Here is a 25,971-nt window from a genome sequence, read left to right as displayed (position 1 = left end):
TCAATTTCGTGCTTTCACGGTAAACTCGTGGGATGGACAATCTGACCCACTCCCTGCTGGGGCTGGCGCTGGGCGAACTCGCCCACCGCGCCCTGCCCGCCCATCCCGATCCGCAGCAGGCGCGCACGCGCCGCCGCGTCCTGCTCGCCACCGGCGCGCTGGCCAGTAATTTCCCCGACCTGGACTTGGTGCTCACGCCCCTGCTGGCGCCGCCGCTCGGCTATCTGCTGCACCATCGCGGCCATACGCACACGCTGCTGTATGCCCTGCCCCAGATCGCACTGCTGCTCGGCCTGCTCTGGCTGCTGTGGCCGGGGGCACGGCGCCTGATGCGCGACGACCGCGTGGCGCGCCATGCGGTGCTGGCCACCGCCGCGCTCGGGATGGTGCTGCACCTGTCGCTCGACTTCCTGAACGTGTATGGCGTGCACCCGTTCCACCCGCTCGATTCAACCTGGCTGTACGGCGACATGGTGTTCATCATCGAACCGGTGTTCTGGACCGCGCTCGGGGTCGCGCTCGCCCTCCTGGCGCCGAACCGGGTGCTGCGCGCGCTGTTCCTGGGCCTGATCCTGGCCGCGCCGCTGCTGTTTACCTGGATGGGCTTCCTGCAGTGGGGTTCGCTGGCCGGCCTGCTGCTGCTCGCTGGCGTCGTGGCCGTCATGGCGCGGCGCGGGGGATCGACCGGCGTCGTCGCCGCGCTCGTGGCGTGCCTGGGCTTCATCGCGGTGCAGGGCGTGGCCGGCCACCTCGCGCGCGAGCAGATCCGGACGGCCCTGGCCCAGGTCGAGCCGGGCAGCCGCATCCTCGACATGCCGCTGTCGGCCTTCCCCTCGAATCCCCTGTGCTGGTCGTTCGCGACCATCACCGACAACGGCGCCGCCGGCAGCTATGCGGTGCGCCTGGGCGTGCTGAGCCTGGCCCCGGGCGTGACCGACGTCGCCGCCTGCCCGACGCGCTTCGGCGGCGAACCCGGCGCCGAAGCGCGCACGCTGGCCTGGAAATACAAGGAAGACGGCAGCCTGCCCAGCCTGCGCGCGCTGCAGCGGGATAACTGCCACGTCGACGGCTGGCTGCGCTTTGCCCGGGTGCCCTCCCTGATCGACGGCAAGGCCACCGATATCCGCTTCAGCGCGCCGGGAGTCGATAACTTCTCGACCCTGCCCTACGCCAGGATGGCCGACCGGCCCTGCCCCGCGCCGGTGCCGCAGTGGGAGCGGCCGCGCCAGGACTTGCTGGATGGAGAGCGGGCTGGAGAGCGGGCGCTTCGTCCGTGAGCGAGGTCCCGAGGCAAAGCGGACCGATGCACTCTCTGACGCATGAGCGACCGCAGCCCGCCCGCGACCGGGAAAGGAAGCGATCGGCCGCGCCGAGCCTGGATCATATGACGATGCCGCGCCCGCTGGCGGCCCAGTAGATGCCGCCGTACAGGTGGTGCAGGAAGACCGGATCGCGGTAGGTCGCTGCCATGTGGCCCATCCCGGTGTAAAAGGCGCGGCCGCCGTCGTAATGCTGGTACCAGCTGATCGGGTGAAAAGCGCCCATGCCCTTGCCCGCGCGGTCGGGCCAGGTGGCCTGCGGACGATCGGTACTCTCGTCCACGCTCAGCAGGTAAACCAGGTCGGTCGAGCGCGCCGGCCCGAATTCATACCATTCGTCGGTGAACAGATTGCGCGGCGCGAAGCGTTCCATGCCGGGGAAACGCGCGTCCTCGACCTTCACGATCGCGGTCTGCACCGCGGGATGCACGTGGAACATATGGCCCACCATCCTGGTGTACCACGGCCAGTCATACTCGGTGTCGGCCGCGCTGTGCACGCCGACGTAGCCGCCGCCGCGCTGGATGAAGCGCTCGAAGGCCGCCTGCTGGGCCTCGTCGAGGACGTCGCCGGTGGTGAGCAGGAAGATCACCGCCTGGTATCTGGACAGCTCGGCATCGTTCATCACGCGCCCGGCGTCGGCGCTCCAGAACACCTCAAAGTCGTGCAACTTGCCGAGCTCTTGCACCGCCGTCACGCCGGCGTGCACCGCATCGTGGTGCCAGGCCGTGGATTTCGTAAACAACAGCACGTTGAACTGGGCCGCCCGCAGCGGGGTTGCCAAGGCGAGCGTGCAGACGAGAAAGAAGACGGCGAACGGACGGATCATCGGCGTGGGCTGGCAAGTGGCGAAGCGGTCAACGCTAATCCTTCACTTCTTTCTTGTCAACAAACCATTCCAGCCAAGGTCGCCCGGATATTTCACCCATGTTTGATCGCAATCAAATGTGTGCCTGACAGGCCCTCTTGCGCCGCGTATAGTCAAATGTAGTGCGCCGCGTTCCAGACCACCGAACGGAGTCTGCATATGTTCAAGACCATACTCGTCCACGTCGATGGCAGCCCCCGCCAGGAGAGCCGCCTGCGCGCTGCCTTGCTGCTCGCCAGCGCGCACGGCGCCCACCTGGTCGGCAGCGCCGCCACCGGGTTGTCGATGGCCAGTTACGCGGTGCTGAACGGCTCGATGGCCATGCCGGTCTCGAACCGCGAATTCCAGGCCTTGCGCGATGCCGTGGCCAGCCAGCTCGACGAGTTCGTGGCCCAGGCCGAGCGCCTCGGCATCCACGGCGCCGAGACGCGCATGGTCGAGGACGCCGACCGCGACGGCCTGCTGCTGCAAGCGCGTTATGCCGACCTGGTGGTGGTCAGCCAGGACCATGGCCGCGCCTGGGCCGAACGGGGCCTGCCGCAATACCTCGCCCTGCACGGCGTCCGCCCGGTGCTGGTGGTGCCCGACACCTACCACGGCAAGCCGATCCCCGGCGATGCGCTGGTCGGCTGGGACGGCAGCATGCCGGCGGAGCGCGCGATCAATGCGGCCCTGCCCCTGCTGGCCCACGCCGGCACCGTGCATCTGGCGCTGGTCAACCCCGATCTGCAATCCGGTCTGCACGGCGACGAACCGGGCGCCGACATGGCGCACTACCTGGCGCGCCATGGCCTGAAGGTCGACGTCGACGTCGCGCATACCCGCGCCAGCGAGGGCGACGCCCTGATCGACATGGCGCGCGACTGCCACGCCGGGCTGATGGTCACCGGCGCCTTCGGCCACAGCCGCTACCGCGAATGGATCCTCGGCGGCGTCACGCGCGACGTGCTCGACCACGCGCCGACGCCGCTCCTCATCGCCCATTGAATCTCACCGACCACCTTTGCCACTATTTTCCGCCATGACTTTCCACCACTATCCAGGAGGCAACGCTGGCGCCGTCGGCGCCGCGATCCGCCATGCCCGCCGCCACCTGTGCGCCCGCCTGGCCGACACGGCCGACAGCAGCTGCACGCCGGACGACCGCTTCGTGCAGGCCTTCCCGGCCATCGTCACTGCGGTCGAGGTCGGGTTCCGGCACGAGGAAAGCGTCATGGAATCGCTCGACTACGAACGCCTGCACGAGCACCGCGCCGAGAACGCCACCATCCTGGCCGCCCTGCACCGCGCCATGCCGCTGGTCGAGGATGGCGACGTCGCGCTCGGCCGCCAGCTGGTGGCGGCGCTGCACGACCTGCTGTCGCTGCACCGGATCAGCACCGATCTGGCGCTGGCCACGGCGTCGCGCGCGCCGGCCGGCCGGCCCGGCGGACGGGTGCCGCGCATCCTGCTGCATCGGGGCGGTCACGCCGGGTCGCGGTCGCGGTAGGGTCGGCAGCTGTGCTGCCGACGCGGTGATGGTTGGCGGCAGAAGCATCCGGCACGAGATCGACATCGATCGCGATCGCGATCGCCGCGTCGGCGTCAATCCGCCAACCTTTACTTCAGCCCGGCGCGCCGGCGCCGGATCACCTTGCCCGACACCATGAACGTGCCGTCACCCTTGTAGTGCAGGGTTTCGGGATGGCGGGGCCGCGCGGAGGCGCGCGCCGCCACCACTTCCCAGATGAAGAAATCATAGCGCCCGACCAGGCTGTCGTCGTGCAGCCGGCACTCGAACTGGGCGTGGCACTCGCGGATCGACGGCGCCGCCACCTGCTCGCTCGCCTCCGGCGTAAGGCCGAAGGCGGCGAACTTGTCGATCCCGGCGCCGGAAGTCGAACCGACGCCCAGCACCGCGTCGAGCTGCCGCGTCGTCGGCAGGTTGATCACGCATTCGCCGCTGGCGCGGATCAGGCCGTGGCTGTGGTTGCCCGATGAGATCACGCAGCCGATCAGCGACGGACTGAATTCCATCACCGTGTGCCACCCCATCACCATGACGTCGCGCTCGCCGCGGTGGCATGAAGTCACCAGCACCACCGGTCCCGGTTCCAGGTAGCGCCGCACCTCGTGCAGCGGCAGGTCGTGCTTGCGCGCCATCCATCCTCCCGTCGTGACCCCGTCCGGTGAGCCCGTCCCGCGACCCCGTCTCTATTATCGCCCCGCCCCGACCGCGCACGGCGCACGGCGCACGGCGCCGAGGTTGGCCGCGACCCTGGCCGCGACCCTGGCCTGACTTCGCCACGAAGCCGGCAGGACGCTCAGGCGCCAGCCGGCGCCACCGCGTCCTGCAGCGCTCCGATGGTCGCCGGCTTGGTCAGGTGCACGTCGAAGTCGGCCGCCAGCGCACGCGCCACGTCGGCCTGCTGGCCGTAGCCGGTCAGCGCCACCAGTCGTAGTCCGCCTCCCTGCGCGGCGCCTTCCTCCGGCTCGCCCGCATCGGCGCGCAAGGCCGCGGCCAGCGCATAGCCGTCCATGTCGGGCAGGCCGATGTCGAGGATCGCCACCTCGGGCGGTTCGGCCAGGGCCAGCGCGCGCGCCTCCCCCGCGCTGTGGGCGACGCGCACCGCATGGCCCAGGTGGCGCAGCAGCAGCGCGCCGGCCGCGGCCGCATCCTCGTTGTCGTCGACCAGCAGGATGCGGCGTCCCGGCGCCGCCTGCGCCGGCAGGGCCGCGCCAGCCGACGCAGGCGGCGCGCCGAGCGGCAGGCTCACCTCGAAGCGGCTGCCGGCGCCGGGACCGGCGCTGTAGGCCACGACCCGGCCGCCATGCAGATGCGCGATCTCGCGCACGATCGCCAACCCGAGCCCCAGGCCGCCGGTACGCCGCGCCAGCGTCTGCGGCGCCTGGTAGAACGGTTCGAACACGCGCGCCAGCAGTTCCGGCGCCATGCCGGTGCCGTTGTCGCTCACGCTCAACACCGCCTCGCCGTCGCGCGCCGCCAGCGTGACGCGCGTGTCGCTGCTGCCGAAGCGGGCCGCGTTCGACAGCAGGTTGCCCAGCACCTGGGCCAGGCGGGTCTCGTCACCGATGACCCAGACCTGCGCCGGCGCTTCCAGGGTGATGGGCTCGCCGGGCAGGGCCGCCACCGCGTGGCGCGCCAGTTCGGCCAGGTTCAGCGGCCGGGTGTCGATCGCCAGCTTGCCGGAGGCGATGCGCGAGACGTCCAGCAGGTCGTCGACCAGGCGCCGCAGGTGGGTCACCTGGCGCCGCATGACGGCGCGCTCGCGCTGGCTGCCCGGCTCATTGCGCAAGTCCATCAGGTCGAGCGAGGTCAGGATCGGGCTGAGCGGATTGCGCAGTTCGTGGCCCAGCATGGCCAGGAAGGCGTCCTTGGACTGGCCGGCCTGGCGCGCCTGGGCCAGCGCTTCCTCGAGCGACGCCAGCAGGCGCGAACGTTCCGCTTCCTGGGTGGCGCGCCGGTCGGCCGCGGCCTCCAGTGCCTGGCCCATCTCGCGGATTTCCTTGATCCGCGACGGCGCCACCCGCACCGCGCGCGCGTTGCCCAGGGCGGCGGCGCCGGCCTGCACGCTCTCGATGCGGCGCACGATGCGGCCGGAGAGCCACGAGGCCAGCGCGATGCAGGCGGTCAGCACCGCCCAGGCGCCCAGCACGTACACCGCGAAGCGCTGGAAGAAGGCCACCCCGAAACCGGCGCTGGGGGCGCCCACCGCCACCACCCAGCCATAGCGCGGCGAAGTGGTGTAGGCGCTGATCAGCTGGTCGCCCTCGAGCGTGCGGGTGGCGCCTACGCCTTCCGGGCCGCCGCTCTTCATCAGCGCCGCGAGCGAGGCGCTGGGCGCGCCGACCACGGTGCGCTCCTGGTCGCGCGAGCGCACCACCAGCGCACCGCCGTGGTTGATCACCGCGATCACCGACTCGGGCGGCGTCTGCTGGCGCACGATCACGTCCAGGAAGCGGTCCGGCCGGACCACGGCGCTCAAGACCCAGGGCTGGCCATCGGGCCCGCGCACCGGGATCCGCACCGGCACCGCCGGGCGTCCGCCCGGCCCGCGCACGACGCGGCCGGCCATCGGGCGGCGCTGCTCCATCGCCTGGTGCAGGCTGTCCGGGTCGGCGACCCGCGCCGCCGGCGCCCCGTAGGGCGCCATGGTGCGAAACAGCGTACGGCCGGTGGCGTCGGAGAGCACCACCCCCAGCCAGTCGGCGCGCGACAGGCGTTTGGCGGTCTCATGGAAGCCGCGCAGGTCGCCGGCCGCCAGTTGCGGACTCTTGGCGATGCCGCTCAGGGCGGCCACGGTGGCGTCGAGCTCGGCGTCGACGGCGCTCGACAGCGCGCGCGCATGGCCGACCATCATCCTTTCCTGTTCCTGCTCCAGGTACCGCCCGGCGCCGTGGATGGTCCAGACGCCGAGCAGTACGAGCGGCAGCAGGCCGATCGCGTTGAGCAGGATCAAAAGGTGGCGAAGGGACAGGACGGGGCCGGCAACGGCGCGCATGGTCGTTCCAATGAGGAACCAGCCATTATAGATTCCGCCGCCTCAAGCCCTCCCGTTTACCGGATTGGCGCCGGATACTAGCGTGGAATCGACAACGCCAGGGTTTCCTTCAGCTCTTCCATCACCACATAGCTCTTCGACTGGCCGGCGTCGGCCACGTGCAGGATTTCACCCAGCAGGCGCCGGTATTCGGACATCTCGGGGATGCGCGCCTTGATCAGGTAGTCGAAGTCGCCCGACACCAGGTGGCATTCCATCACCTCGGGAATCGCCAGCATCGCGCGCCGGAAGCGTTCGAACGCCTTGTCGGATTTCTGGTGCAGGTTGATCTCGACGAACACCAGGATCTGCATGCCCAGCGCCTGCGGATTGATGCGCGCATAGTAGCCCTGGATCACGCCGTCGCGCTCCATGCGCTTGACCCGCTCGATGCAGGGTGTGAGCGACAGGCCGACCTGCTCGGCCAGGTCCTTCATCACGATCCGCGCGTCCTGCTGCAGGATGGACAGGATGTGCAGGTCGATCCGGTCCAGGATACGGTTCGAGGCTTTTTGTACGCGCACGGGGGAATCCAGATTATTTTCTGAAAATTGAACTATTAACAGAAACAATTATCCCCTTACCCGCGCTACGATGGCAACATTTTCTGGATTCAGCTTTCGAGGGAACGTATGCGAGTCATTGTATTGGGCAGCGGCGTGGTCGGCGTCACCACCGCGTATTACCTGGCGCAGGCCGGCCATGAGGTGACCGTGATCGACCGCCAGCCCGGTCCGGCGCGCGAGACCAGTTTCGCCAATGCCGGCCAGATCTCGCCCGGCTATGCGTCGCCCTGGGCCGCGCCCGGCATTCCGCTCAAGGCCGCCAAGTGGCTGTTCCAGCGCCACGCGCCACTGGCGATCCGTCCCGACGGCTCGCTGTTCCAGTTGCAGTGGATGTGGGAGATGTACCGCAACTGCGATCCGGGCCGCTACACCGTCAACAAGGAACGCATGGTGCGCCTGGCCGAATACAGCCGCGATTGCATGCGCGCGCTGCGGCGCGACACCGGCATCGCCTACGAAGGCCGCCAGCAGGGCACGGTGCAGCTGTTCCGCACCCGCCAGCAGTTCGACGGCGCGGCCAAGGACATCGAGGTGCTGCGCGACGCCGGCGTGGCCTATGAGGTGCTGGAGGGCGCGCAGCTGGCCATGGCCGAACCGGCGCTGGCCAACGTGGCCGACAAGCTGGTCGGCGGCCTGCGCCTGCCGAACGACGAAACCGGCGACTGCCAGCTGTTCACCACGCGCCTGGCCGCGATGGCGCGCGACCTGGGCGTGCGCTTCGAATTCGATACCGCGATCCTGCGCCTGGAAGAAGCGGGCGGCGAGATCGTCTCGGTCATGACCGACAAGGGCGAGTTCAAGGCCGACCGCTACGTCCTTGCCCTGGGCAGCCACTCGCGCCTGCTGCTGCAGCGCTGGTTCCCGCTGCCGGTCTATCCGATGAAGGGCTATTCGCTGACGGTGCCGATCCTCGATCCGGCGCGCGCCCCGGTGTCGACCATCCTCGACGAAACCTACAAGATCGCCGTGACCCGTTTCGACGACCGCATCCGCGTCGGCGGCATGGCCGAGCTCTCCGGCTACAACCTCGGCCTGAATCCACGCCGCCGTGAAACCCTGGAGCTGGTCGTCAACGACCTGTTCCCGGGCGCGGGCGACACCGCCCGCGCCAGCTTCTGGACCGGACTGCGCCCGATGACGCCGGACAGTACCCCGGTGGTGGGCGCCACGCCGCTGCGCAACCTCTACCTGAACACCGGCCACGGCACCCTGGGCTGGACCATGGCGGCCGGCTCGGCCAGCGTGATCGCCGACCTGGTGGGCGGCAAGGCGCCGTCGATCCGGGCCGACGACCTGGCCGTGTTCCGCTACGCGGGCAGCGGCGCCGCCGCCGGCGGCAAGCTGGCGCAGGCCTGAGCGCATGGAGCAGCGCACCGATCAGCACATGCACCAGCACCAGCACCAGCACATCGACCAGCATGCCGCCGCGACGCGGGCCGGCGCCACGCTCACGATCGACCTGGGCGCGGTGCGCGCCAACTACCGCCTGCTGCGCGAGCGCGGCGCCGCCGCGAAGGCGGCCTGCGGCGCGGTCCTGAAAGCCGACGCCTACGGTCTCGGCATGGACCGGGTCGCGCCGGCGCTGGTGCGCGAAGGCTGCCGCAGCTTCTTCGTGGCCCACCTCGACGAAGGCATCCGCCTGCGCCCGCTGCTGCCGGGCGACTGCACCATCTACGTGATGCACGGCGCCATGCCGGGCGCGGCGCGCGACTGCCTGGCGCACGACCTGGTGCCGGTGCTGAACGATCCCGGCCAGCTCGCCGAGTGGCGCGCGCTGGCGCGCAGCCTGGACCGCGCGCTGCCGGCCGCGCTCCAGGTGGACACCGGCATGGCGCGCATGGGCCTGGCCCCGGCCGATCTCGCACGCCTGCGCCAGGATCCGGACTGGCTCGCTGGCCTGCGCCTGCACCTGCTGATGAGCCATCTGGCCTGCGCCGACGAGCCGGCGCACCCGCTCAACGAGCGCCAGCGCCGGCGCTTCGACGAGATGCGCGCGCTGTTGCCCGGCGTGCCGGCCAGCCTGGCCAATTCCTCGGGCGTGTTCCTGGGCGGCGCCTGGCACTTCGACCTGCTGCGCCCGGGTTGCGCGCTGTACGGCATCCATCCCCAGCCCGGCCATCCCAATCCGCTGGCGCAGGCGGTGTCGCTGACGGCGCGCGTGGTGCAGCTGCGCACAGTGGCCGCCGGCGACGTGGTCGGCTATGGCGCGCGCTACGTGGCGCCGGGCCCGCGCCGCATCGCCACCATCGCCATCGGCTACGCCGACGGCTGGCTGCGCGCCCTCACCGGCCGCTCCCAGGCTTTCGTCGACGGCGTGGCCGTGCCCTTCGTCGGCACCGTGTCGATGGACAGCATCACGCTCGACGTCACCGGCATCCCGGAACAGCGGATCGCGCCGGGCCAGGCGGTCGACCTCCTGTGCCCGCAGCAGACGGTGGACGACGTCGCGATCCAGGCCGGCACCATCGGCTACGAGGTGCTGACCCGCCTGGGGTCGCGTTTCAAGCGCGAGTACATCGGCGAATGCGTCGGCGAATACGTCGGCGAATCCATCGGCTAGAGCAGCTCTCCGTTCAGGGATGGCGGCGCCGCCCGCCGCGGCGAGAGCGGCGCCGGCCATGCTTTCATGGCCTCGGCCGGATAATGCCGCAGGAAGCTGCGCGCGACGTCCGTATCGCGGCAGGCCAGCCAGTCCCCCACTTCCTCCTGCGCCAGCAGCACCAGTGAGCGCTTCTCGTCGCCCGGCTTGTGCATGCGCCGCATCAGGGGATGGTCGTCGGCGTTGATCGTGATCTGGGTGAAGGCGGTGGACACCGCGCCATCGGCCTCCTGCCACTCGCGCCACAGGCCCGCTGCCCAGAACAGGGCGTCGTCGGCCGGGCCGATCGCGGTGCGCTCGGCGCGTCCGCTCTCGTAGCACGGCTCGTAGAACCACAGCATCGGCACCGCGCACAGCTGCAGGCGGCGAAAGGCGAAGGCGAACGAGCGCCGCTCGAGCAGCGATTCGGCGCGCGCATTCATGGTGTCGAAGGGCTTCACCCCGGGCGGGATGTGGCGCCGCGGCACCATGCCATAGCTGGCCACGCAGGCCTCGAGCGCCAGGCTGGGCGCCGCGCGCAGGATCGGCGCCGCGTAATCCTTCCAGGTCTCCTCGGGCCAGCGCCAGTCGCGCGGGAGGATGCTGAAGGCGCCAATGCGGCCGTTGAATTGCTCGGGCGTCGGAGGACGATAATTAACGCACATGGGGAAAACCTGGTGATTGTTGCCTGAAAATAACAGCGCCGACGAACCCGGCGTGCCCCATGTTAGCTCAAGTGTAGAATGCGGCGTCCACCTTTCAGCATGCGCACCGATGCCGCCAGCCAGCCTTCCCTTCCTGCCCGCCACCGACGAAACATCGCGACTGATTCTGGCGTTCCCCTGGGACACCACGGGCCTGGGCGCCATCGAAGGCTGGCCGACCGTGCTCAAGACGACGGTGGCCCTGATCATGGCCACCCCGACGCCGATCGTCACCTTGTGGGGCGAGGACGGCTACATGATCTACAACGACGCCTACCGGGTGTTCGCCGGCGCTCGCCACCCGGTGCTGCTCGGCTCGAAGGTGCGCGAAGGCTGGCCCGAGGTGGCCGACTTCAACGACCGGGTGATGAAGGTGGGCCTGGCCGGCGACACCCTCAGCTACCGGGACCAGGAACTGACCCTGCACCGCAGCGGCCAGCCCGAGCAGGTCTGGATGAACCTCGACTATTCGCCGATCCGCGACCAGGACGGCGCCATCGCCGGCGTGATGTCGGTGGTGGTGGAAACCTCGAGCATGGTCAAGGCCGAGCGCCACGTGCGCGCCGAGCGCGAGCGCTTGAGCACGATGTTCGAGCAGGCGCCCGGCTTCATCTGCCTGCTCGAGGGCAGCCAGCACCGCTACGCCCTGGCCAACGACGCCTACCGCGCGCTGACCGGCAATCGCCCCCTGCTCGGCATGCCGGTGGCGCAGGCGGTGCCGGAACTGGCCGAACGCGGCATCGTCGAGGTGCTCGACCGCTGCTTCGCCGAAGGCACGACCTTCCGCGCCGAGGCCGTCGAACTCACGCTGCGCAATCCGGGCCTGGACGCGCCGGTGCACTTCTTCATCGACTTCGTGCTGCAGCCGCTGCGGGACGCGAACGGCGCCGTGTTTGCCACCTTCGTGGAAGGCAACGACGTCACCGAACGGGTAAGCGCCGAGCGCGCGCTGCGAGCGAGCGAGGCGCGCTTTCGCACCTTCGCCCAGGCCATGCCCAATCACGTGTGGGCGGCACGCGAGGACGGCAGCGTCGACTGGATCAACGACCGCGTGCACGAATATGCCAGCGCCGGCGCCGCGCCCCTGTCCATGCTGGGCGATGGCTGGGGCCCGCTGGTGCACCCGGACGACGCGCCGCGCTACCGCGCGCTGTGGGACGCCAGCATGGCGTCCGGCGCCCCGCTCGACGCCGAGATCCGGCTGCGCCGCCATGACGGCCAATACCGCTGGCACCTGGTGCGCGCGCGCCGCTCCGAGGCCGACGACAGCGCCCTGTGGATCGGCAGCAGCATCGACATCGAGGAGCAAAAGCGCGCCAGCGAGGCGCTGGCCGCGGTCAACGCCACCCTGGAGCAACGGGTCGCGCACCGCACCGCCGAACGCGATCGCATGTGGCGGCTGTCGAAGGACATCATGCTGGTGGCCGACTTGCAAGGAATCCTGTTCGCCGTAAACCCGGCCTTCACGACCATCCTTGGCTGGACCGAGGCCGAGGTGCTCGCCACCCCGCTGCTCGACCTGGTGCATCCGGACGACCACGAACCCACCATGCGCCAGATCGAGGCCCTGCGCCTGGGCGGCCAGGTGAACCGCTTCGAGAACCGCTACCGGCGCAGGAACGGCAGCTGGTGCCACCTGTCCTGGACCGCCTCGCCCGACCAGCACTACATCCACGCGGTGGGCCGCGACATCAGCGCCGACCTGGCCCGGGCGGAAGCCATGCGCCGCACCGAGGCCGCACTGCAGCAGGCGCAAAAGATGGAAACCATCGGCAAGCTGACCGGCGGCGTGGCGCACGACTTCAACAACCTGCTGCAGGTCATCGGCGGCAACCTGCAACTGATCGCGCGCCGCGCCGACGGCCTGCCCGAGATCAGGAAGCGCGTCGAGAACGCGATGAACGGCGTCGAGCGCGGCGCCAAGCTGGCCAGCTCCCTGCTGTCGTTCGCGCGCCGCCAACCGCTCGAGCCGAAGGCGGTCAAGATCGGCCGCCTGCTCGGCGGCATGGAAGACATGATGCGGCGCGCCCTGGGCGAGGAGATCGACATCGCGCTGGTGACACCGGGCGGCCTGTGGACCACCGAGGTCGACCCGGCCCAGCTCGAGAACGCGATCCTGAACCTGGCGATCAACGCGCGCGACGCCATGGACGGCGCCGGCAAGCTCACCATCGAGGTAGCCAACGCCGCCCTGGACGCCGGCTACTGCGCCGCGCACCCGGAGGTCGCGCCCGGCCAGTACGTGCTGCTCGCCGTCAGCGACACCGGCAGCGGCATGCCGCAGGAAGTCATCGACCAGGCCTTCGAGCCCTTCTTCTCGACCAAGCCCGAGGGCAAGGGCACGGGGCTGGGGCTGTCGATGGTGTACGGCCTGGTCAAGCAGTCGGGCGGCCACGTCAAGATCTACAGCGAGGTCGACGAAGGCACTGCGGTCAAGATCTACCTGCCACGCTCGCTGCAGGCCGAGGATCTCGCCAGCGAGCCGCCGGCGCAGCCGGCCAGCGGCGGCCACGAGACCGTGCTGGTGGTCGAGGACGACGAGCAGGTGCGCCTGACCGTGGTCGACATGCTGGCCGACCTCGGCTACCGCGTGCTGCGCGCCGGCGACGCCGCCTCGGCCCTGACCGTGATCGACAGCGGCGTCCACATCGACCTGCTGTTCACCGACGTCGTGATGCCGGGGCCGCTACGCAGCCCGGAGCTGGCGCAGAAGGCGCGCGCGCGCTTGCCGAACGTCGCGGTGCTGTTCACCTCGGGCTACACCGAGAACGCGATCGTGCACGGCGGGCGCCTCGACCCGGGCGTGGAACTGCTCGGCAAGCCCTATACCCGCGACGCCCTGGCGCGCAAGATCCGGCACGTGCTGGCCAACGAGCAGCAGAAGAACGCGGCCCCGCCGCAGCCCACTGCCGGCGCCGCGGCGCCGGCCGGCCCGAAGGCGCGCGTGCTGCTGGTGGAAGACGAGGACGACATCCGCGGCAACACCGCCGAACTGATGCGCTTCATGGGGTACGACGTGCTGGAGGCGGCCAGCGCCGAAGCGGCGCTGGCGCTGCTGGACGAGCAGCCGGACATCGTGCTGACCGACCTGCAGCTGCCGGGCATGAAGGGTGAAGCGCTGGCACACGCGGTGCGACAGCGCCTGCCGCGCGCGCGGATCGCCTTCGTGAGCGGGGCCAGCCACGCATCGAGCGTCGCCGACGCACTGCTGCCCAAGCCCTACGACGCCGGGCAGCTGCAGGCGCTGCTGGAAAAACTGGGCTGATCCGGGCGCTCGCCCGGGCGCGGCGTCGACCGCTGCATAGGTCGCCACGCGCGCCACCTTTTCCAGCAAGGCATCCAATCCGGCTTTCTCCTTGCTACCAAAAGTTACGGTTAAGAAACAAATTATTGCGTTTCGCTATCGCAAAGTGTGAGAATTTGATAGATTGTTGACTTGCCCGTGCGTATTTTGTTGCGCATGTGGCATGCTCGCATGATGTCCGCCCTGCATGCTTGTCCATCCGGCGCGCGGGCGCTGCGCATTTTCGCCCGCTTGCCGGTAGGGTACTTAACCATATGCACACCTGAATCCATGAAATCGCACAGCAGTCCAGCGCCGGCGCAGCCAGATCCCGTTTCCTCGCAAGTCTGTTCGACCAAGGAGGCCGCGAGCCTGCTCGGTGTCTCGCATCGCACGGTGCAGTTGTGGGTCGAGAGCGGCGTGCTGCAGGCATGGAAGACGGCGGGCGGCCACCGCCGCATCCTGCTCTCCTCGGTGCACCGGCTGGTAGACCAGCGCAACCAGGCAATGACGGGCGGCGCGGCCGCCTCCCTGGCGAGCGCGCCGGCGGCGCCGCCTACGGCGCGCCGCATCGTGATCGCCGAAGACGACGCCACCCTGCTGCGCCTGTACGAGCTCGAGATATCGGGCTGGGGCCTGGATGCCGAACTGATCAAGGCGCACGACGGCTTCGACGCCCTGATCCGCATTGGCGAAGCAAAACCCGACCTGTTGATCAGCGACCTGAACATGCCGGGCATGGATGGTTTCCGCATGGTACGCACGCTGCGTGCCGATCCGCGTTACGGCAAGATGGCAATCATCGTCATCAGCGGGCTGGACCCGGCAACGATCGCTTCGATGGGGTTACCGGCCGACATACCGGTGTTCTCCAAACCGGTGCATTTCCCCGAATTGCGCGCCAGGGTCGAACAGATCCTGGGCGCGGGCGACCGGACCATGGAGAGGTAACCAGGACCAGGCAGGCACGCGACACGCGCCGCAACTGCTCGACACCCCGCCTGGGGAAGGCTTCGACCGCATCACCCGGCTGACCCTTCAGTCCAGAGGCGCTGGCGGCAGTGGCAGGCCTGCCGAATGGCTCAGTCGCGTACTGACGTATCATGACGTCTCCCATTCCCCCTGGAGACGACAATGAGCGCACCAGTCCATCACCATCAGATCGACAACATCGAATTCAACGTCGCCGACATCGCGCGCAGCAAGGCGTTCTATGGCGAGGTGTTCGGCTGGTCCTTCGTCGACTACGGCCCCGGCTACACCGAGTTTCGCGACGGCCGTCTGGCCGGCGGCTTCACGACCGACGCGCCGGTGCGCGCCGGCGGACCGCTGGTGATCCTGTATTCGGCCGAACTGGAAGCGACCCGGCGCCGGATCGTCGCCGCCGGCGCCCGCATCAGCAAGGACACGTTTTCCTTCCCCGGCGGACGGCGCTTCCACTTCATCGATCCGGACGGCTACGAGCTGGCCGTATGGACGGCCGACGCAGGCGCCTGACACGCCACGCCGCGAGCGCGCGCAACGCGGGCGGGATGCCCGGCCCGCGACCGGCCACGGTGATGCGCAGGCGGCTGCTGCCCGCCAGCGTCACCTCCACCGCCCCGGGGGCGGCGAATAGATCGTGTTCGGACTGCGCCACCAGTTCTGATCCTTGATCCGATCGGCAATGCCTTCGCGCCGATGCGGAACAATCGACGAGGCCCGGCGTCTGATCCATGCCGAGCCCCCACCACCACGTCGAAAGGAAGCACGATGGCCTATTTCACCACCCGCGATGGCGTCGACATCTATTACAAGGATTGGGGCCACGGCCGCCCGGTCGTGTTCTGCCATGGCTGGCCGCTGGGCGCGGACAGCTGGGAAGCGCAGATGCTGCACCTGGCGCACAACGGTTTCCGCACGATCGCGCACGACCGGCGCGGCCATATGCGCTCGAGCCAGCCCTGGGACGGCAACGACATGGACCATTACGCCGACGACCTGGCCCAGTTGCTCGAACTGCTCGACCTCAACGACGTGTGTCTGGTCGGCTTCTCGACCGGCGGCGGCGAGGTGGCGCGCTACGTCGGCCGCCATGGCACCAGCCGCATCGCCCGGCTGGCCCTGATCGGCGCCGTGCCGCCGCTGATGGTGCAGCGCCCCGATAATCCGGACGGCGTGCCGCGCGAGGTGTTCGACGCCATCCGCGCCAGCCAGCTCGAAAACCGGGCCCAGCTCTACCTCGACATTCCGTCCGGCCCCTTCTATGGCTTCAACCGGCCGGGCGCGACGGCCTCGCCGGGGCTGATCCAGTCGTGGTTCTTGCAGGGAATGCTAGGCGGACACAAGAATACCTACGACTCGATCGCGGCGTTTTCCGAAACCGATTTTCGCGATGACCTCAAGAAATTCGACAAGCCGACCCTGATCATCCACGGCGACGACGACCAGGTGGTGCCGATCGACGTCGGCGGCCGGGCCTCGGCGCGGCTGGTGCCGCATGCGACCTTCATCGCCTACGCCGGCGCCCCGCATGGCTTGACCGACACGCACAAGGACCGGGTCAACGCCGACCTGCTGGCCTTCGCGCGCGGCGACACCGTCGGACATTAGGCGCGGATACCGCCCTGCCTCGACGTGGCCGGCGCGCATTGCCCCTGCGCGCAGGCGGGCGATGCGGCCCGGCCGCGGTGCGGCCGGCATCCGTAAAATGCTATCGCTCATCCGTGCGCTGAGCCGGCATGGCGGGAAAGTCGACGCTCACCGTCAGTCCCCTTCCCTCCAGGCCGGGGCCGAGCCCGATGCGCGCTTCATGGCGCTCGGCGATCCGGCGTACGATCGACAGGCCGAGGCCGCTGCCCGGCTGGTGGGAACCGGCCAGGCGCACGAAGCGCTCGAACACCCGCTCCTGCATGGCCGCCGGAATGCCCGGCCCGGAGTCAACCACGCGCAGGAAGCTGCGGCCGTCCTCCAGGCCGCAGGCGATGCGCACCGTGCCCGGCGCCGGCGTGTAGCGCAAGGCGTTGTCGACCAGGTTACGGATCAGCATGCGTACGCTATCCACCTCCAGCGCGCATGGCGCGGCCGCGATGTCCAGCTGCACCATCAGCGCGCCCCTGGCGCCGGCCACGCGCCAGCCGGCCTGCCCTTCGCGCAGCAGGTCGGCCAGGTCGCCCGGCGCCAGGGCGAGCCCGGTCTCGCCCTGGGGGTCGAGGCGCGCCAGCGTCAGGAGCTGGTCGACCAGCCGGCCGGCGCGGTCGACGCTCACGCCCAGGGCCGCGATGAACTCGTCGCGCTCGGCCACGCTGCGCGCCCGCTGCAGCACCTGCAGATTGGTCTTGATCGCGGCCAGCGGCGTGCGCAGCTCGTGCGCGGCGTCGGCCGTGAAGCGCTGCTCGTATTCCATGGTGCGGCGCACCCGGGCGAACAGGCGGTTGATCGACTCGATCAGGGGCAGCGCCTCGCTCGGGACGCCGTCGAGATTAACGTCGAGCAAGTCGTTCGGCGTGCGCCGCGCCACCTCGTCCGCCGAGCCCTGCAGCACACGGAACACGCGGTTGACGCTCCACCAGATCACGGCCGCCGCCAGCACCACCAGCAAGGTGCCGAAGGCCAGTATCTTGTAGAAGAAGCGGCTGCTGATGTCTTCGCGGTGGGTGATGGGCTCGGCCACCACCAGTTGCAGCGAGCGCGCGTTGTCCCACAGCGAATGGAAGCGCCAGCGCTGGCCGCCGATCTCGCCCCACGAAAATCCGTCCGGCAAGCTCGACGCCAGCGTGGCGTCCGGGGAGCCGGCATTCCGGTACAGCACCTTGCCGTGTGCATCCAGCACCTGGAACAGCAGGTAGCGCTCCGGATTCGGATGCCCCTGCAGCGGCAGCTTGATGTAGCCGTGCTCGCGCACTTCGTTGCCGACCAGCGACAGCAGCAGATTGGCGGTCTCCGCCAGCGACTGGTCGAACAGCTCGTGGCTTTCCTGCTCCGCCTCGACGTAGACGATGGCGGCGCTGCTGGCCCACAGGGCGATCGTCAGGCCCAGCAGTACCGACAGCAGGGTGCGCCGCAGCGACCAGCGCCCGCCTGTCACCGGCCGCATGCGTGCGCCGCCGGCTGGTCGATGCAGTAGCCGAGCGCGTGCACGGTGCGGATCAGCGCGCGGCCCAGCTTCTTGCGCAGGTGGTGGATGTGCACCTGCACCGCATTGCTTTCCACTTCGTCGCCCCAGCCATACAGGTTCTTCTCCAGTTGCTCGCGGCTGAGCACGCGGCCGCGGTTCTCGATCAGCAGCAGCAGGATACGGAATTCCTTGACGGTGAGCGTGACCGGCCGGCCATCCTGCGTGACCCGGCGCTCGGCGACGTCCAGCACCAGGTCGCCATGCGCCACCGTTTCGCGCAGCCGGCCGGCGGCGCGCCGGCTGGCGCTGCGGATGCGCGCCGCCAGTTCGTCCAGGTCGAAGGGCTTGACGAGGAAATCGTCGGCGCCGCCGTCCAGTCCGGCAATGCGGTCGGGAATCTTGTCGCGCGCGGTGACGATCACGATCGTGCCCGCGTAGCCGCTTGCGCGCAATTGCGCGAGCGCCTCCATGCCGTCCTGGGCCGGCAGGCCGAGGTCGAGCACGACGCAACCGTAGTCGTGCAGCCTGACCGCCGTATGCATCTGCTCGGCGGCACTGACCCAGTCCACCGCGTAGCCGGCCTGCTCCAGGCCGATCTGGGTGGCGCGGCCGAGTTGGGGGTCGTCTTCGGTCAACAGGATGCGCATCGGTAGTAAATGTAATTACGGAAAGAACGGAAACGATCGTGATTCGATGGTAGTGGGCACTTGTTAAGAACCTCTTAAGAACCTCTGAGCAACATCGCCGGATGTCTTCTGTGCAACTTCCAACAAACCCATGACTCTTCTCTCATCCGGCCCGCGTGGCCGGCGCACGGCCGCGCAGGCTGCCATCTTACTCGCAAGCACGCTGGCGGTGGCCGGCGCCCTGGCCCAGCCGGCCGGGCAGCGCATCCGCCTGTCCCCGGCCCAGGTCGAACGGGCCGGCATCGCCACCGCGCCGGCCCTGGCCACCCTGACCGGCCAGGCGGCGGGCGGCAACGGCGTCGTCTTGCCGGGCACCGTCGTGGCGCCGACCACGGCCATGGTGGTCAGCGCCAGCGCCTGGGAAGGCGTGGTGCAGCAGGTGCACGCCACCCCGCTGCAGAGGGTCAAGGCCGGGACGCCGCTGGCGACGCTGTTCAGCCAGGATTGGATGGCGGCCCAGCGCGACTACGTGCAGCTGGCGGCGCAGTCGCGCCTGGCGGCCGACAAGCTGGCGCGCGACGAAAGCCTGTTCAACGACGGCATCGTCGCCCGGGTGCGCGTGGACGAAAGCCGCGCCGCCGCCCAGCTGGCGGCGCTGTCCGCGCGCCAGGCGGCCCAGGCGCTGCGCGCCGGCGGCATGACCCAGGCCGACATCGCCGCCCTGCCCCGGCCCGGCGGCCAACCGGCCTCCCTGCTGACGGTGCGCGCCGGCGCCGCCGGCACCGTGCTGGAGCTGCCGCTGGCGATCGGCCAGCACGCCGGCGCCGGCACGGCGCTGGCGAAAATCGTGCGCGACGGCCCGCTGTGGGTCGAGCTGCAGGCCACGCGCCAGCAGTTGCCGCTGTTGCGGCCGGGCGCCGAGCTCGAGGTGGCCGCGGGCTGCCGCCTGAAGGTCGCCGCCGTGTCGCCGGCGATCAACGGCGCCAACCAGACCGCGCAGGTGCGCGCCGAGCAGGTCGGGCGCCAACCGTGCCTGACCCTGAACGCCTTCGTCGAGGCGCGCCTGCTGCTGCCGCCGAGCCAGCCGGGCGCCCTGGCCGTGCCGGCCGGCGCCCTCGTGCGGCGCGGCGGCGCCAGCCATGTGTTCGTGCGCGATGCGCAGGGCTTCACGGCGGTGCCGGTCACGGTCGGCGCGAGCGCGGGCGACCAGGTCTGGATCCGCGGCGCGCTGGCCGCGGGCGCGCCGGTCGCGGTGCGCGGCCTGGCCGCCCTCAAGGGCGCCTGGAGCGGCCTGGGCGAACAGGCCGGACCAGCCGGGACCGACGAGAAAGGACGGCCGTGATGCTGGGCCGTCTCATCGCCTTGTCGCTGTCCCAGCGCCTCTTGGTGCTGGTGCTGGCGCTCCTGATGGTCGGCGCCGGGCTCAGGGCCGCGGGCGCGCTGTCGATCGACGCCTTCACCGACGTCTCCAGCACCCAGGTCAAGCTGATCCTCAAGGCGCCCGGCATGACGCCCGAGGAAGTCGAGGCGCGCGTGGTGGCGCCGATCGAACAGGAATTGCTGGGCATCGCGCGCCAGAGCATGCTGCGCTCGCAGTCGAAGTACGCCATCGCCGACATCACGCTCGACTTCCAGGAAGGCACCGACGTCTACTGGGCGCGCCAGCAGGTCAGCGAGCGCCTGGGCGCCGTCATGGGCGACCTGCCGCCGTCGGTCAGCGGCGGCCTGGCGCCGATCACCACGCCGCTGGGCGAAATCTTCATGTTCACCATCGAAGGGCCCCTGAGCCTGATGGAAAAACGCACCCTGCTCGACTGGACCATCCGTCCGCAGCTGCGCAACATCCCCGGCGTGGCCGACGTCAACGCGCTGGGCGGCCAGGTCAGGAGTTTCGAGGTGGTGCCCGACCTGGCGGCGCTCGGCGCGCGCCGCATCTCGCTGGCCCAGCTGGAACAAGCGCTGCAAGCCAACAACCGCAGCGACGGCGCCGGCCGCCTGGGCGACGGCGAAGAATCGTTCCTGATCCGCAGCGACGCCGGCGTGCGCACGCTGGACGACGTGCGCGCGATCGCCATCGCCCAGCGCGACGGCGCCGCGGTCACGGTCGGCCAGGTGGCCACGGTGCGCATCGGCGCCCTGACCCGCTACGGCGCCGTGACCCAGGACGGCAAGGGCGAGGGCGTGCAAGGGCTGGTGCTGGCCATGCGCGGCGCCAATGCGCTGGACGTGGTCGACCAGGTGCGGGCGCGGCTGGCCGAGATCGAGCCGACCCTGCCGCAGGGGACGACCCTGAACACTTTCTACGACCGCGGCAACCTGGTCGAGCGCGCGGTCGACACCGTCACCCGGGCGCTGCTGGAAGCGACCGTGCTCGTGATCGTGCTGCTGTACGTCTTTCTCGGCAACGTGCGCGCCGCGCTGGTGGTGGCCTGCATCCTGCCGCTGTCGGCGCTGGCCACCTTCCTCCTGATGCGCCACTTCGGCCTGTCGGCCAACCTGATGTCGCTGGGCGGCCTGGCGATCGCGATCGGCATGCTGGTCGACGCCGCCGTGGTGGTGGTCGAGAACATCGAGGCCCATGGCGCGCGGGTCGCGCCCGGCATGTCCAGGTTGCACGTCATCTACCGCGCGGTGCGCGACGTGGCGGTGCCGGTCACCGCCGGCATGGCCGTGATCATGATCGTGTTCGTGCCGCTCCTGATGCTGGAAGGCCTCGAAGGCAAGCTGTTCGCTCCGGTGGCGCTGACCATCATCTTCGCCCTGGGCGCTTCGCTGCTGCTGTCGCTGACGGTGATCCCGGTGCTCGCTTCGCTCATGCTGAAGGAGCACCACGGTCCGGCGCCGAAGATCGTCCAGCGCATCGAGGCCGGCTACGCCCGCCTGCTGGAGCAGGCGATGACGCGCGAACGCCTGGTGGTCGGCGCCGCGCTGGCCGCGCTGGCGCTGGCGGTTGGCCTGTTCATGGTGGTCGGCAAATCCTTCATGCCGGTGCTGGACGAAGGCGACATCATCATGCAGATTGAAAAGCTGCCGTCGGTGGACCTGGACGAATCGGCGCGCCAGGACCTGGCGATCCAGCGCCGCATCCTGGAGCAGGTGCCGGAAGTGCGGCGCATCGTGGCGCGCCTGGGCTCGGACGAGCTCGGGCTGGACCCGATGGGGCCGAACGAGACCGACACCTTCCTGGTGCTGGCGCCGCCGGATGAATGGCGCAGCCCGCGCAAGGAAGACCTGGTCGACGCCCTGCGCGCCGCCACCGCCGACTTCCCCGGCATTAACCTGAGCTTTACCCAGCCGATCGAGATGCGCACCTCCGAGATGCTGTCCGGCGTGCGCGGCGACCTGGCGGTCAAGATCTACGGCCCGGATTCGAAGGTGCTGGGCGAGCTGGCCGGGCGCATCGTGACGGTGCTGGAACACATCGACGGCAGCGAAGACGTCCTGACGGTCAAGAACGAGGGCGTGCAGTACCTGGAAGTGGACATCGACCGGGTCGCCGCCGGGCGGCTGGGGCTGTCGGTCGAAGAGGTGCAGGCCGACCTGCGCGCCATGATCGAGGGCCGCGTCGCCGGCGTGGTGATCGACGGCGCCCAGCGCCTGCCGCTGCTGGTGCGCGGCGGCGACGCGCTGCGCCTGTCGGGCGAGCTGTTCGCCCAGCTGCGCCTGCCGCTGGCGGACGGCCAGTCGGTGCCGCTGAGCCAGGTGGCCACGCTGCGCCACCAGGATGGTCCGGTCAAGGTCGAGCGCGAAAACGGCAGCCGGCTGGCGACCGTGCGCGCCAACGTGCGCGGACGCGACCTGGTCGGCTTCGTCGACGAGGCGCGCGCCGCCGTGGCGAGCCAGGTGCCGCTGCCGCCCGGCTACCGGCTGGGCTGGGGCGGCCAGTTCGAGAACCAGCAGCGCGCCGCCGCCCGCCTGGCCCTGGTGGTGCCGGTGGCCCTGGGCCTGATCTTCCTGCTGTTGTTTTCCACCCTGCGCAGCATCCGCCAGGCGCTGCTGGTGTTCGTCAACATCCCGTTCGCCCTGATCGGCGGCGTGGCGGCGCTGGCCCTGACCGGCGAATACCTGTCGGTGCCGGCCTCGGTCGGCTTCATCGCCCTGATGGGCATCGCGGTGCTCAACGGCCTGGTGATGATCAACGGCTTCAACGGCCTGGCCGCGCGCGGCGTGGCGCTCGACCAGGTGGTGCGCCAGGGCGCGCTACGCCGCGTGCGGCCGGTGCTGATGACCGCCTGCATCGCCGGCCTGGGCCTGGTTCCGCTGCTGCTGGCGACCGGCCCCGGCTCCGAGATCCAGAAACCGCTCGCCATCGTCGTCATCGGCGGCCTGCTGAGCGCGACCGCGCTGACCCTGATCCTGCTGCCGCTGCTGTTCCGCCGTTTCGGCATGCCCGGCGCCCCGCGTTCCGATACCTCCACTGTGACCGAACCCGCATGAAAGAACTGAACCACGATACCCTCCTGACGCTGACCATCCCGCTGGCGCTGGAGGAAGACATCCTCGACTTCCTGCTGCTGCACCCGGTCTGGGCCAGCGGTTTCTCGATCATCGACGCCCAGGGCATGGGCCAGGGCGCCCTGCTGCGCTCGAACATGGAGCTGGTCCATGGCCGCAGCCGGCGCAAGCTGGTGCTGGTGGCCGGCCTCTTGGGCGACCTGCAGCAGTTGCTGGCGACCCTGGCGCAGGAAATCCCGAACCCGGAGGTGGCGTACTGGATGACGCCGCTGCTGGCGAGCGGGAGGCTGGCATGAAGGCGCGCGCCTTGCTGGCCGCCCACGCCCTGGCCGCCCACGCTCTGGCCGCCATCACACTGGCCGCCTCCCCGCACGCGCTGGCCGGTCCCGCCCTGCCGCTGGCCGGCGCGCCCCTGTACGCGCTGCCGCCCGAAGCGAGCGTGCGGCGCGCCCTGGAGGCGCTGCCCACTCTGCGCCAGCACGGCCTGCAGCGCGAGCTGGCCGGCGCCGAGCACGCCCGGCTCGATGCCGGCCCGCACGAATGGGTGGCGCGCGCCGGCGTGCTGCGGCGCGAGGTGCGCGCCGCCGAACCCGGCCGCGACCGCTACCGCGAGCAGGAAGCCAGCCTCGAACGGGGTCTGCGCTGGTTCGGCAAGGCCGACCAGGACCGCGCCATCGGCCGCCAGGGCATCGCGGTCGCCGAGGCGCGCCGCGCCGATGCCTGGCACGAGGCCGGACGCGCCCTGATGCAGGACTGGTACGCGGCCTTGCGGACCGAGGCCGGCGTGCGCACGCTGGAACGGCAGCATGCACTGGTCGGGCAACTGGCCGCAGCGGCCGCGCGCCGGGTCCAGGCCGGCGAGGCGCCGGCGCTGGAGCGCATGCAGGCCGACACCGAACTGCTGCGCGCGGCGACCCGGCTGGCCGAGGCGCGCCGGGAAGCCGAGCAGGCGCTGGCGCTGCTGGCCGCCACCTACCGCGACCTGCCGGCGCCGCAGGGCGCGGCGCTGCCGGACCCACAGCCGAACCTGCCGCCGGCCGGCGCCGATCCGGGGGCGCGGGCCGCGCTGGAGGCCGGACTCGAAACCGACAACCACGAGCTGGCGCTGGCGCGCAGCGAAGCCGAATGGGAAGGCTTGCGCGCGCGCCGCGCCGCCAGCGAACGCATGCCCGACCCCACCGTCGGCCTGCACCTGGTGCGCGAGCGCGACGGCGAGGAACGCACCGTCGGCCTGAGCCTGGCCATTCCCCTGCCCGGCGCGGCCCGCTCGGCCGAGCGAGACGCGGCGGTGCTGCGCGCGCGCATCGCCGACGAGCAGGTGGCGCTGGTCGCCCAGCGGGTGCGGCTGGCGAGCCGCCGCAGCCTTGCCGAGCGCGAGCACAGCTACCGCATCTGGACCGGGCTGCGCGAAGTCGAGGCGCAAAGCACGCGCCAGGCCGACCTGATGGCGCGCGCCTGGGAAGCGGGCGAATGCACGCTGGCCGAGGCCCTGCTCGGCCGGCGCCAGGCGCTGGAAGCGAGCCTGGCGGCGCAGGCGGCGCACATCGATGCGCTGGCGGCGGCGGCCCGGGTCGCGCTCGACGCGCACGCGCTGTGGGCCAGGGATTGACGGCCGAACGTTGAACATTAACGAAAATTAATCATTCAACCACCCCCGCTTAAGCCGGCGCCGGGCATGATCGAAGGTAGGGAAAATACCGTTCTCAACCTTGCAATCCGGATCCGACCACATGCCCTCGATCACTTCCTTGCGCCGGCGCCAGCCGGCTCTTGGCGCCGCCGTGCTGGCGGCGCTGCTGCTGTCCGCCTGCGCCAAAGAACCGCAACCCGCCGCGCCCACCGTGCCGGAGGTGGCCGTCATGACGATGAACACGTCCGACGTGGCGCTCGACATCGCCCTGCCGGGCCGCACCTCGCCGTTCCTGCTGGCCGAGGTCCGGGCCCGGGTCGACGGCATCGTGCAGGAGCGCCGGTTCACCGAAGGGGCCGACGTCAGGAAAGGCGACCCGCTGTACCTGATCGACCCGGCGCCCTACCGCGCGGCGCTGGCCAGCGCCGAGGCCGAACTGCAGCGGGCCCAGGCCACCCTGGCCAGCAACACATCCCAGCTCAGGCGCAACCAGGTGCTGGTCAAGGAAAACGCGGTCAGCAAGCAGGAATTCGAAAACGCGCAGGCAGCCCAGCTCGAAGCCGCGGCCGACGTCGCCGCCGCCAGGGCGGCCGTCGAGACCGCGCGCATCAACCTCGGTTACACCAGCGTCAGCGCGCCGATCACCGGCCGCAGCAGCGTCTCGGCGGTGACGCAGGGCGCCTACGTGCAGGGCGGCGCCGCGACCCTGATGACCACCATCCAGCAGATCGATCCGATGTACGTCGACCTGCAGCAGTCCAGCGTCGAAGGACTGGCGCTGCGGCGCGAGATCGCCGCCGGCAAGGTGCGCATGGACGGCGCCAATGCCGCCCGGGTGGTCCTGACGCTGGAAGACGGCAGCACCTATGCGCGCGAAGGCACGCTGGAATTCAGCGGCGTGACGGTCGACCCGGCCACCGGCTCGGTCACCATGCGCGCGCGTTTCCCGAATCCCGACCGCCTGCTGCTGCCCGGCATGTTCGTGCGCGCCGCCGTCAGCCAGGGCGTGCGTCAGTCGGTGATGCGCGTGCCGGCCCAGGCCGTGACGCGCAATCCGCAGGGCGCGGGCACCGTGATGGTGGTCGGCGCCGACAACAAGACCCAGCTGCGCATCGTGCGCACCGGGCCGCTGGTCGACGGCCACTGGCTGGTCGAGGAAGGCCTGAAGGAAGGCGAACGCGTGATCGTCGGCGGCGTCCAGAAACTCAAGCCGGGCATGGCGGTCAGGGTGCGTGCGGCGGCGCCGGCGGCAGCGGCAGCAACGGCTGGCGCCGCCGCGGCGCCAGCGGCGCGAGGTTGAGCGGC

General features: G+C 70.4%; 21 protein-coding genes. 14 read left to right on the top strand and 7 right to left on the bottom strand.

Annotated elements, in window-relative coordinates; all coding sequences use genetic code 11:
- Positions 1-32: 32 nt before the first annotated feature.
- Entirely contained in the window at positions 33-1,277 is a 1,245-nt protein-coding gene (locus ACZ9AQ_RS03835) for a metal-dependent hydrolase (protein ID WP_429202705.1), read from the top strand.
- A gap of 103 nt (positions 1,278-1,380) precedes the next feature.
- On the opposite strand, the gene ACZ9AQ_RS03830 is transcribed toward ACZ9AQ_RS03835, so the two are convergent.
- A complete protein-coding gene (locus ACZ9AQ_RS03830; protein WP_429202706.1) occupies positions 1,381-2,148 on the bottom strand; it encodes a ThuA domain-containing protein in 768 nt (255 codons plus the stop codon).
- A gap of 198 nt (positions 2,149-2,346) precedes the next feature.
- On the opposite strand from ACZ9AQ_RS03830, the gene ACZ9AQ_RS03825 reads away from it, so the two are divergent.
- The gene (locus ACZ9AQ_RS03825) at positions 2,347-3,174 is read left to right on the top strand and encodes a universal stress protein (RefSeq protein ID WP_429202707.1); all 828 of its coding nucleotides are present in this window, start codon (positions 2,347-2,349) and stop codon (positions 3,172-3,174) included.
- A 34-nt stretch (positions 3,175-3,208) separates the two neighbouring features.
- The gene (locus ACZ9AQ_RS03820) at positions 3,209-3,676 is read left to right on the top strand and encodes a hypothetical protein (RefSeq protein ID WP_429202709.1); all 468 of its coding nucleotides are present in this window, start codon (positions 3,209-3,211) and stop codon (positions 3,674-3,676) included.
- A 110-nt stretch (positions 3,677-3,786) separates the two neighbouring features.
- On the opposite strand, the gene ACZ9AQ_RS03815 is transcribed toward ACZ9AQ_RS03820, so the two are convergent.
- The 3 genes from ACZ9AQ_RS03815 to ACZ9AQ_RS03805 all read right to left on the bottom strand — a co-directional run bounded on the left by ACZ9AQ_RS03815 (position 3,787) and on the right by ACZ9AQ_RS03805 (position 7,252).
- Positions 3,787-4,329, bottom strand: a complete 543-nt coding sequence (locus ACZ9AQ_RS03815) for a flavin reductase family protein (RefSeq protein WP_429202711.1) — start codon at positions 4,327-4,329, stop codon at positions 3,787-3,789.
- A gap of 161 nt (positions 4,330-4,490) precedes the next feature.
- Positions 4,491-6,689 (bottom strand): hybrid sensor histidine kinase/response regulator, encoded by a 2,199-nt coding sequence (locus ACZ9AQ_RS03810; RefSeq protein WP_429202713.1) that lies wholly within the window; start codon positions 6,687-6,689, stop codon positions 4,491-4,493.
- A 77-nt stretch (positions 6,690-6,766) separates the two neighbouring features.
- A complete protein-coding gene (locus ACZ9AQ_RS03805) occupies positions 6,767-7,252 on the bottom strand; it encodes an Lrp/AsnC ligand binding domain-containing protein (RefSeq protein WP_005667188.1) in 486 nt (161 codons plus the stop codon).
- Positions 7,253-7,360: 108 nt separating this feature from the next.
- Here ACZ9AQ_RS03805 and ACZ9AQ_RS03800 point away from each other — a divergent pair, with 108 nt between their 5' ends.
- Positions 7,361-8,650, top strand: a complete 1,290-nt coding sequence (locus ACZ9AQ_RS03800) for a D-amino acid dehydrogenase (RefSeq protein WP_429202715.1) — start codon at positions 7,361-7,363, stop codon at positions 8,648-8,650.
- A gap of 4 nt (positions 8,651-8,654) precedes the next feature.
- Positions 8,655-9,854: an alanine racemase gene (alr, locus tag ACZ9AQ_RS03795; RefSeq protein WP_429202716.1), complete on the top strand. Its 1,200-nt coding sequence runs from the start codon at positions 8,655-8,657 to the stop codon at positions 9,852-9,854.
- On the opposite strand, the gene ACZ9AQ_RS03790 is transcribed toward alr, so the two are convergent.
- Complete coding sequence (locus ACZ9AQ_RS03790) at positions 9,851-10,537, bottom strand: SOS response-associated peptidase family protein (protein ID WP_429202718.1); 687 nt, start codon at positions 10,535-10,537, stop codon at positions 9,851-9,853. The two genes, alr and ACZ9AQ_RS03790, sit on opposite strands and share 4 nt — an antisense overlap.
- A 109-nt stretch (positions 10,538-10,646) precedes the next feature.
- Between ACZ9AQ_RS03790 and ACZ9AQ_RS03785 the strand changes: the two genes are divergently transcribed.
- The 4 genes from ACZ9AQ_RS03785 to ACZ9AQ_RS03770 all read left to right on the top strand — a co-directional run bounded on the left by ACZ9AQ_RS03785 (position 10,647) and on the right by ACZ9AQ_RS03770 (position 16,451).
- Positions 10,647-13,841, top strand: coding sequence for a hybrid sensor histidine kinase/response regulator (locus ACZ9AQ_RS03785; RefSeq protein WP_429202720.1), 3,195 nt, complete (start codon positions 10,647-10,649; stop codon positions 13,839-13,841).
- 309 nt (positions 13,842-14,150) lie between these two features.
- Positions 14,151-14,810: a response regulator gene (locus ACZ9AQ_RS03780; protein WP_429202722.1), complete on the top strand. Its 660-nt coding sequence runs from the start codon at positions 14,151-14,153 to the stop codon at positions 14,808-14,810.
- A 183-nt stretch (positions 14,811-14,993) separates the two neighbouring features.
- On the top strand, positions 14,994-15,356 hold the full coding sequence (locus ACZ9AQ_RS03775) for a VOC family protein (RefSeq protein ID WP_429202723.1): 363 nt from the start codon (positions 14,994-14,996) through the stop codon (positions 15,354-15,356).
- A 255-nt stretch (positions 15,357-15,611) separates the two neighbouring features.
- Entirely contained in the window at positions 15,612-16,451 is an 840-nt protein-coding gene (locus ACZ9AQ_RS03770) for an alpha/beta fold hydrolase (RefSeq protein WP_429202725.1), read from the top strand.
- A 100-nt stretch (positions 16,452-16,551) separates the two neighbouring features.
- Here the strand turns inward: ACZ9AQ_RS03770 and ACZ9AQ_RS03765 are convergent, their stop codons facing one another.
- Together ACZ9AQ_RS03765 and ACZ9AQ_RS03760 are read right to left on the bottom strand one after the other, a co-directional pair.
- Positions 16,552-17,934: an ATP-binding protein gene (locus ACZ9AQ_RS03765; RefSeq protein WP_429202727.1), complete on the bottom strand. Its 1,383-nt coding sequence runs from the start codon at positions 17,932-17,934 to the stop codon at positions 16,552-16,554.
- Entirely contained in the window at positions 17,922-18,602 is a 681-nt protein-coding gene (locus ACZ9AQ_RS03760; RefSeq protein ID WP_429202729.1) for a response regulator, read from the bottom strand. The genes ACZ9AQ_RS03765 and ACZ9AQ_RS03760 overlap by 13 nt, the downstream gene beginning before the upstream one ends.
- Positions 18,603-18,732: 130 nt before the next feature.
- Here ACZ9AQ_RS03760 and ACZ9AQ_RS03755 point away from each other — a divergent pair, with 130 nt between their 5' ends.
- From ACZ9AQ_RS03755 to ACZ9AQ_RS03735, 5 genes are all read left to right on the top strand, one after another.
- Complete coding sequence (locus ACZ9AQ_RS03755; protein ID WP_429202731.1) at positions 18,733-19,923, top strand: efflux RND transporter periplasmic adaptor subunit; 1,191 nt, start codon at positions 18,733-18,735, stop codon at positions 19,921-19,923.
- On the top strand, positions 19,923-23,018 hold the full coding sequence (locus tag ACZ9AQ_RS03750) for an efflux RND transporter permease subunit (RefSeq protein WP_429202732.1): 3,096 nt from the start codon (positions 19,923-19,925) through the stop codon (positions 23,016-23,018). Before ACZ9AQ_RS03755 ends, ACZ9AQ_RS03750 begins: the two co-directional genes overlap by 1 nt.
- The gene (locus ACZ9AQ_RS03745) at positions 23,015-23,332 is read left to right on the top strand and encodes a DUF3240 family protein (RefSeq protein WP_429202734.1); all 318 of its coding nucleotides are present in this window, start codon (positions 23,015-23,017) and stop codon (positions 23,330-23,332) included. The genes ACZ9AQ_RS03750 and ACZ9AQ_RS03745 overlap by 4 nt, the downstream gene beginning before the upstream one ends.
- The gene (locus ACZ9AQ_RS03740; protein WP_429202736.1) at positions 23,329-24,645 is read left to right on the top strand and encodes a TolC family protein; all 1,317 of its coding nucleotides are present in this window, start codon (positions 23,329-23,331) and stop codon (positions 24,643-24,645) included. The genes ACZ9AQ_RS03745 and ACZ9AQ_RS03740 overlap by 4 nt, the downstream gene beginning before the upstream one ends.
- Positions 24,646-24,766: 121 nt before the next feature.
- Positions 24,767-25,966 (top strand): efflux RND transporter periplasmic adaptor subunit, encoded by a 1,200-nt coding sequence (locus tag ACZ9AQ_RS03735; RefSeq protein ID WP_429202737.1) that lies wholly within the window; start codon positions 24,767-24,769, stop codon positions 25,964-25,966.
- The last annotated feature ends 5 nt before the right edge of the window (positions 25,967-25,971 follow it).

The organism is Massilia sp. UYP34 (assembly GCF_056279385.1).
Note: the sequence above shows the minus strand (reverse complement) of the source record. Positions and strands in the feature narration are given on the sequence as shown.

Excerpts from the sequence above, each read along its gene's own strand:
- ACZ9AQ_RS03775 (WP_429202723.1), top strand. The coding sequence starts at position 14,994 with ATGAGCGCACCAGTCCATCACCATCAGATCGACAACATCGAATTCAAC.
- ACZ9AQ_RS03835 (WP_429202705.1), top strand. The coding sequence starts at position 33 with ATGGACAATCTGACCCACTCCCTGCTGGGGCTGGCGCTGGGCGAACTC.
- alr (WP_429202716.1), top strand. The coding sequence starts at position 8,655 with ATGGAGCAGCGCACCGATCAGCACATGCACCAGCACCAGCACCAGCAC.
- ACZ9AQ_RS03740 (WP_429202736.1), top strand. The coding sequence starts at position 23,329 with ATGAAGGCGCGCGCCTTGCTGGCCGCCCACGCCCTGGCCGCCCACGCT.
- ACZ9AQ_RS03745 (WP_429202734.1), top strand. The coding sequence starts at position 23,015 with ATGAAAGAACTGAACCACGATACCCTCCTGACGCTGACCATCCCGCTG.
- ACZ9AQ_RS03820 (WP_429202709.1), top strand. The coding sequence starts at position 3,209 with ATGACTTTCCACCACTATCCAGGAGGCAACGCTGGCGCCGTCGGCGCC.
- ACZ9AQ_RS03780 (WP_429202722.1), top strand. The coding sequence starts at position 14,151 with ATGAAATCGCACAGCAGTCCAGCGCCGGCGCAGCCAGATCCCGTTTCC.
- ACZ9AQ_RS03735 (WP_429202737.1), top strand. The coding sequence starts at position 24,767 with ATGCCCTCGATCACTTCCTTGCGCCGGCGCCAGCCGGCTCTTGGCGCC.
- ACZ9AQ_RS03770 (WP_429202725.1), top strand. The coding sequence starts at position 15,612 with ATGGCCTATTTCACCACCCGCGATGGCGTCGACATCTATTACAAGGAT.
- ACZ9AQ_RS03760 (WP_429202729.1), bottom strand. The coding sequence starts at position 18,602 with ATGCGCATCCTGTTGACCGAAGACGACCCCCAACTCGGCCGCGCCACC.
- ACZ9AQ_RS03825 (WP_429202707.1), top strand. The coding sequence starts at position 2,347 with ATGTTCAAGACCATACTCGTCCACGTCGATGGCAGCCCCCGCCAGGAG.
- ACZ9AQ_RS03785 (WP_429202720.1), top strand. The coding sequence starts at position 10,647 with ATGCCGCCAGCCAGCCTTCCCTTCCTGCCCGCCACCGACGAAACATCG.
- ACZ9AQ_RS03800 (WP_429202715.1), top strand. The coding sequence starts at position 7,361 with ATGCGAGTCATTGTATTGGGCAGCGGCGTGGTCGGCGTCACCACCGCG.
- ACZ9AQ_RS03790 (WP_429202718.1), bottom strand. The coding sequence starts at position 10,537 with ATGTGCGTTAATTATCGTCCTCCGACGCCCGAGCAATTCAACGGCCGC.
- ACZ9AQ_RS03815 (WP_429202711.1), bottom strand. The coding sequence starts at position 4,329 with ATGGCGCGCAAGCACGACCTGCCGCTGCACGAGGTGCGGCGCTACCTG.
- ACZ9AQ_RS03830 (WP_429202706.1), bottom strand. The coding sequence starts at position 2,148 with ATGATCCGTCCGTTCGCCGTCTTCTTTCTCGTCTGCACGCTCGCCTTG.
- ACZ9AQ_RS03765 (WP_429202727.1), bottom strand. The coding sequence starts at position 17,934 with ATGCGGCCGGTGACAGGCGGGCGCTGGTCGCTGCGGCGCACCCTGCTG.
- ACZ9AQ_RS03810 (WP_429202713.1), bottom strand. The coding sequence starts at position 6,689 with ATGCGCGCCGTTGCCGGCCCCGTCCTGTCCCTTCGCCACCTTTTGATC.
- ACZ9AQ_RS03750 (WP_429202732.1), top strand. The coding sequence starts at position 19,923 with ATGCTGGGCCGTCTCATCGCCTTGTCGCTGTCCCAGCGCCTCTTGGTG.
- ACZ9AQ_RS03755 (WP_429202731.1), top strand. The coding sequence starts at position 18,733 with ATGACTCTTCTCTCATCCGGCCCGCGTGGCCGGCGCACGGCCGCGCAG.